Annotated in this window: 4 protein-coding genes; 1 reads left to right on the top strand and 3 read right to left on the bottom strand. The window is 33.6% G+C overall.

The window, feature by feature from the left end; genetic code table 11:
• Positions 1-426 precede the first annotated feature (426 nt).
• Complete coding sequence (locus tag JSS34_08045) at positions 427-1,044, top strand: hypothetical protein (protein MBS0186265.1); 618 nt, start codon at positions 427-429, stop codon at positions 1,042-1,044.
• A gap of 121 nt (positions 1,045-1,165) precedes the next feature.
• Here the strand turns inward: JSS34_08045 and carB are convergent, their stop codons facing one another.
• The 3 genes from carB to JSS34_08060 all read right to left on the bottom strand — a co-directional run bounded on the left by carB (position 1,166) and on the right by JSS34_08060 (position 6,357).
• The gene (gene carB, locus JSS34_08050) at positions 1,166-4,375 is read right to left on the bottom strand and encodes a carbamoyl-phosphate synthase large subunit (protein MBS0186266.1); all 3,210 of its coding nucleotides are present in this window, start codon (positions 4,373-4,375) and stop codon (positions 1,166-1,168) included.
• Positions 4,359-5,534: a glutamine-hydrolyzing carbamoyl-phosphate synthase small subunit gene (gene carA / locus JSS34_08055; GenBank protein MBS0186267.1), complete on the bottom strand. Its 1,176-nt coding sequence runs from the start codon at positions 5,532-5,534 to the stop codon at positions 4,359-4,361. The genes carB and carA overlap by 17 nt, the downstream gene beginning before the upstream one ends.
• A gap of 685 nt (positions 5,535-6,219) precedes the next feature.
• On the bottom strand, positions 6,220-6,357 hold the full coding sequence (locus JSS34_08060; GenBank protein MBS0186268.1) for a hypothetical protein: 138 nt from the start codon (positions 6,355-6,357) through the stop codon (positions 6,220-6,222).
• Positions 6,358-6,690 lie beyond the last annotated feature (333 nt).

Raw genomic sequence — 6,690 nt, forward strand, 5'->3', positions numbered from 1 at the left:
TGTGTTCTATTTTTCCTTACTTTTCAATCTTTTATTAAAAGTGACGGGTAGTGAGCTTTTTATGTAAGAACGTTAGTTGATTATGACTCTATTAATCAGTTATATATTGATCTTCGTAGCTTTGGAGCATATACGCTTATAGATAATAGAATACCCCCGCTTCTATCCCTTACTCCATTAGAACGTTCTCTTTCAAGAATAAGACAAATTTTAAAAAGATCTGAACTATTTATAAATTCACTTAACCAAGCTCACTCTCAAGAACTTTTATCAATTTTAACAAATACACCTGAATTTAACGGAAAACTACGAACCCTTATTGCTCCCCATCTGTCTTTTCCAAATCTTCCTGAGGCAGAGGAAGATAGTTTTACAAAAATAGCTACTAGCTTATTAGGGGGAGCTCTTGGAGTATATGGATTATGGATGTATTATCCTGTAACTGTGGATTCTTTTGATTTTACAAATTCTATATTTTCTACAACTCCTGAAACTCAACAACGCCTCCAAGAAGCTTTAAGTATTATATCACTTGGTACAGCTTCTGCTATAACTCTTGTTTCTTCTTATAATAGTACTAAAAAATTCTATAATCAGGCAGCTTCTTTATATAACAGAGTTAGTTCATATTTTTGCGGAACTCACGTTAACCAACAAAATCAGGCTGCGGAAGATAGAATATTAGGAAATAAACGACTTGCTGTCGGACTCGTTGCAGCTTTTTTTGCTGCATGTAATGCATCCATGCAATCTGAAGTAGCATTAGAATTTCTTGATTTAACTGAAATTAATGCAAGATTAGAGTTATCAGCAATGATGTTTTCTCAACTTTCTCTTTGTTTTTGGGCTGTTGATGAACTACTTCTGGACTATTTAAGATCAAGTAATCCTAAGGATCCTCTTTTAAGAAAGTTAACAAAAATGAAAAAGAAACTTAACTCCTTATCACCTGAGAGCGTTTTTGCACTAGAACGTATTATGCACACAGCAGTTGAACCTTACATGTTTACTAATCTTAATAATGCTAATCCAATAAATGATTAGCTCCTAAAAAGGGATAACCGAGAAAGAACTAAGAAAAATAACTCCCCTTCAAGGGTAACCTCCACGGGCCTAAACCCCATGATATCCTCGTTGCCTTTGTGATGTGTGTATTAAACGTCAATTATAATAACCGCTGCAAATTTTTTAGCATAAAAAGATCCTGCTTAAGAAGGTTTTTAAAACACTTTACAAAAGCAAGTACATAGGTTTCTTCAGTATAAATAAGCACTTTTCCTTCATGAGCAGCTACGTAAAATTCCTTTTCCAAAAGAGTTTGATCCTCATTAAGGATGAAGAGCGCACCTATCTCTTGATTTTTAATTATACTTAACAGTTGGTTAATATTATATGTTATGCATACATCATTAAGAGACGGATTTAGTATAGCAGTTTGAACATCTACGTAAATATCTATCCCTTCATTTTTTAGCTGCTTAAAATTTGAAATCAAAGGCTTTTTAAGAGTTTTATCTGAAAACAATGCAACCTTTCGTGTAGAACTTTTAAAATAAACTTGTGAATAAATAGCATGAGCTAAAGCGTCATGGGGAGTTGAAGATTTTCCCATTACTTCTCCAGTTGATTTCATAATAGGACCTAATCTTGTATTAACATCTAAAAATCGGTCAAAAGAAAATATAGGGTATTTTACAGAAAAATCAGCAGGAGGGATTGTTGGAAGTTTAAAAGAGTCAAGTGTTCTACCTAAACAAAGTTGAACTGCAATCTGCACAAGAGGAATGTTCAATGCTTTTGAGAGAAAAGGGATCGTGCGACTTGCACGAGGATTAACTTCAATTACATAAATTTTATCTTTTTGAATAATAAATTGAATATTTAATAAGCCTTTAAATTTTAAAGTTTTTGCAATAAGAAAAGATTGATTTTTAATGTCCTCTAACAATGCAGAAGAAAGAGAATAAGGAGGAAAAACACAGGCCGAATCGCCAGAATGGATACCTGCAGCTTCTATGTGTTGCATAATCCCAGCAATCCAAATTTCTGTTCCATCAAAAAGAAGATCGACATCTATTTCAATTCCTTGAGTAAGATATTTTTCAACTAATATAGGTGCTAATTCTTTCAAATTGACTGTTTCAAGATATGCATCTAAATCTTCTGACGATCTTAGAATCTTCATTCCTTTACCTCCAATAACATAAGAAGGTCTTAAAATAACTGGATATCCAATTTCTTGAATACATCTTAAAAGGTCTTCTTTTGATATTTCGGCAATTCTATTTAAAGGTTGTTTAAGATGAAGAGAATGAAGAAGTCTCTGAAAGCTTCCGCGATTTTCTGTATTATCAATTGCCTCTCTTGTAAGTCCCAAGAAAGGTATATTCTCATGCTCGAGCTGCTCAGAAAGCTTAAGGCCTGTTTGACCGCTAAATTGAAGAAAAATACCTAAAAATTCTCCTTTTTTCTTTTCATAGAAAATGATATCAAGGATGCTTTCCACTATTAAAGGAGTAAAATAAAGACGATCTGAAATAGTATGATCTGTAGAAACGGTTTCTGGGTTACAATTAATCATAATAGTTTCAATATTCATTTTTTGAAGTGCTTGTGCAGCATGAACACAGCAATAATCAAACTCAATCCCCTGTCCAATGCGGTTAGGGCCGCTTCCTATAACAATTACTTTCTTACCCTCTGATGGAGAAGTCTCAGAAAGAGTAAGTGAGGATGGAAAAGGGAGTATAGTACTATACATATAATTTGTGTGTGCAGAAAATTCAGCTGCACAAGTATCAACTCTCCTAAATGAAGGAAGGATGGAAAATTTATAACGACAATCTCGAACTTCTTTTTCTGTAGTTAATGTTAATCTTGCAAGAATTGAATCCGAGAAACCTAAAGATTTAAAAAAACGAAATAAACTTGAATCTTGAAAAAAAGTTCCTAATTTAATTGTTTTTTCAAGTTGTACAAGAAAATCAATTTGATTTAAAAACCATGTGTCCCAAAAAGATAAGTCTCTTATTTTTTTTTCTGAAAAGCCCTCTCTAAACCCAGCAGCAATATAAAAAAGGCGATTAGGTGTAGGTACTGCAATCTTTTCTTTTAAATCTTCTATAGAGTCATAACTAACTTTAGAAGTTAAAAGCCCATCAATTCCCTCTTCCAAAGAACAAATAGCTTTTTGAAGACTTTCAGAAAATGTTCTCCCGATAGCCATTACCTCGCCTACTGATTGCATGTAAGTGCTTAGTTTTGGAGAAGCTTTTTCAAATTTTTCAAAATCGAATCTTGGTATCTTTGTAACAACGTAATCAATAGAAGGCTCAAAAGCTGCACATGTTTTTTTTGTAATTTCATTTGGGATTTCGTCCAATGAATATCCCACAGCCAATTTTGCTGCAATCTTTGCAATAGGAAAGCCTGTTGCTTTAGAAGCCAAGGCTGAAGATCTTGAGACACGAGGATTCATTTCAATTACTACCATGCGTCCTGTTTTTGGATGAATAGCAAATTGGACATTGGCACCTCCCGTTGCAATGCCAATTTTCCTCAAAATTGAAAAAGCAACACTGCGCATACGTTGGTATTCTTTATCAGTAAGCGTAAGGGCTGGAGCAACCGTAATACTATCTCCTGTATGAACACCCATAGGTTCAATATTTTCAATAGAACAAATAATTACACATTGATCCTTATAATCTCTCATCACTTCGAGCTCAAATTCTTTCCAACCAATGACTGATTCTTCTATAAGAACCTGTTTAATTGGAGAAAGATTAAGCCCATTTTTAACAATTATTTCAAATTCTTCTAAGTTATGAGCAATCCCTCCTCCTATTCCACCAAGTGTAAAAGAAGGGCGAATAATAAGTGGAAATCCTATGAGTTCGAGTGCTCTCAATGCCTCTTGCCAAGACCCTACTTCTTGTCCTTTCAAACAATCTATTCCAATATGATGCATGCTTTGACGAAAAAGATATCTGTTTTCAGCCTTTTCAATAGCTTTTAAATCTGCACCTATAAGTTCTATATTAAGCTCTTCAAGAACTCCCTTATTTGCAAGCTGAACGGCTAAATTAAGAGCTGTTTGCCCTCCCATAGTTGGAAGAATTGCATCAACATTTTCTTGACGAAGAATTGTTTCAATACAGTCCGGTGTAAGAGGTTCTATGTATGTAGCATCTGCAAGGTGAGGATCCGTCATAATAGTTGCTGGATTTGAGTTAATAAGAACGAGACGATATCCTTCTTCTTTTAACGCTTTACAAGCTTGGACGCCTGCATAATCAAATTCACACGCCTGCCCAATTACAATAGGACCTGAACCTATAAGACAAATGGTTTTTAGATCAGTTCTTTTGGGCATAATTCTGAACAGTTTTTAAAAAGTTAGAAAGGATAAAAGCCGCATCTTGAGGGCCAGGTCCGGCTTCTGGATGAAATTGGACAGATAAAATGGATTTTCCCCTCACTTCATATCCTTCTAAGGAACCATCAAAAAGAGAACGATATATGGGTTTGAGTGTTTTTGGGAGAGAAGATTCTTTTGTAGTATATTCATGGTTCTGAGAAGTGATAAGGATAACTCCTGACTTTAAGTCTTGCACAGGATGGTTAATGCCATGGTGTCCACAGGGAAGCTTTACAATTTCTGCTCCATATACCATCGATAACAATTGATGTCCTAAACAAATCCCTAAAATAGGAATATTATTATGAAGGGTTTTTTCCATCATTTTAAAGACGGAACTCTGAGCAAAACGAGGATCGCCTGGACCATTTGAAAAAACAATTCCTGATGGATGATAGGATAAAATATCTTCGTATGTCGAAGAAGCGGGCACAACAATGACTTCTGCCCCCAAAGATCTTAAATAACGTAATATACTATGCTTTACCCCAAAATCTAAAACCACTATTTTTATAAGAGAAGAAGAATCTTTCTCAATAGGATAAAAGTTTTTATGAAACTCAGAATCTTCTTCAACCCATGAAAAAGCCTTCGGAGTTGAAACTTTAGAGAGCAAGCTTTTCCCTGCGATTAGATTTGAAAATCCTTTCTCATTTATAATGTTTAAAATTTTTTCTGGTGTTAAGATTCCTTCATAAGAGCATATAAGAGCATTTAGAGATTTTTTGTAGTCACGAATAACTTGAATGAGCGTGCGAGTATCCACACCCTCAATACAAGGAATATTATTGTTTTTAAGCCAAGATAAAAAATTTAAAGTATTTCGATAATTAGATGCGTCTGTAATAAAATCACTTACAACAATTCCTTGTAAAAAAGGGAAAGAAGCTTCCATATCTATAGGATTCGTCCCAACATTTCCTACATGTGGAAAGGAAAAAACTAAGATCTGTCCATAATAAGATGGATCTGAGATAGCCTCCTGATACCCCGTCATAGCCGTGTTAAAACATAATGTTCCCGAGGCATATACATGAGATGTTCTAGTATATGCTGGAAAGTAATCTCCTGTCTCAAGTATAAGAACCGCATTTTGCTGTAAACAAAAACTCAATAAAAGTGCTCCTTAATACTAATTTAGTACATTTAAAAAGATATTATATAAAAAATTTAAATGTTCAACCTATATTTGAATTCATAGTACGTCATATTTTTTTGGTAAAACATAAAAAAATTTGAAAAAGGTACTAAAATGGTTACATTTGTTCCTAACAATTTATAACTAAAAAAGGAAAAAAATGAGATGTCAACTTCTTCTGGAGACATTATACACATAATCTTCCTTGACATCCATCCTGAATTTTAACATTTTTAGGAATGATTAAAAGCTAGCTTGAGTTTGGACCTTTAAACTCAAGGACCTATCCATTTTATAGAGTGTAAGGGAAAGATACGACACAAAAGTTGCTTAAGTGATTATGTACTCACCCCCCTTTCAGGAAAAAGTCTAAATAAAGAGAAGAAGAAAAGCTGCAAACATAAATGCGACGGAGAGGCTAGACTGGGCATTATGGTTAACATATTTGTAAACTGCTGATAAACATCGTCATACATAAAACAAGCCAAAGATGTTATCAGACCCGGACCAAAATGGTAAATGGCTTGTAATCGAAGAGTGAAAAAGTTCGAGAGATTTTTATTCTAGAAGTTCAATTAATTTGAATAGAAACACAACTATGAAACTATTTTTTAAAAACCTTATATAAATCTTTTTTTATTTTTTTAAAAATTAAAAAATCTTAGCCTACACAAAAAATCCAAAGAATCTGACTGCTTTTTATGATGCCGCCGGCAAGGATCGAATTTGCGACCTCACCGTTGCCAAGACGGGGTCTTTCATCCGCAAGATCAGTGCGCGGCTTTATTCTAGCATACAAAAAATAGTCTTCCTAAAATAATAAAAAAGAAACCTCATCAGACTTTTTAATTTATAAAAATGTAAACCTCAAGAAAGAAGATGTTGCTTTGATTCATCACAAGAAAATAAAAAAAATTAATGCTGCAAAAAAAGAAATTCCAGCAAAAATTAACCCTAATTGTTTTAAGTTCATAAAAATATGACCTTTGTGTCTTCGACGTTTTGGCATTTCATATAAAATCATATTTTTCTCTCAATGTTAAATTTAAATCTATTATAAAAAATGTTCTGAGATATCCTCACTACCCGTCATTTTCTTAAAAGATAACATTTTTAGTCCTTTCCAGTAGAT

The sequence above is a fragment of the Pseudomonadota bacterium genome (assembly GCA_018242545.1).
Taxonomy (GTDB): Bacteria; Pseudomonadota; Alphaproteobacteria; order 16-39-46; family 16-39-46; genus 16-39-46.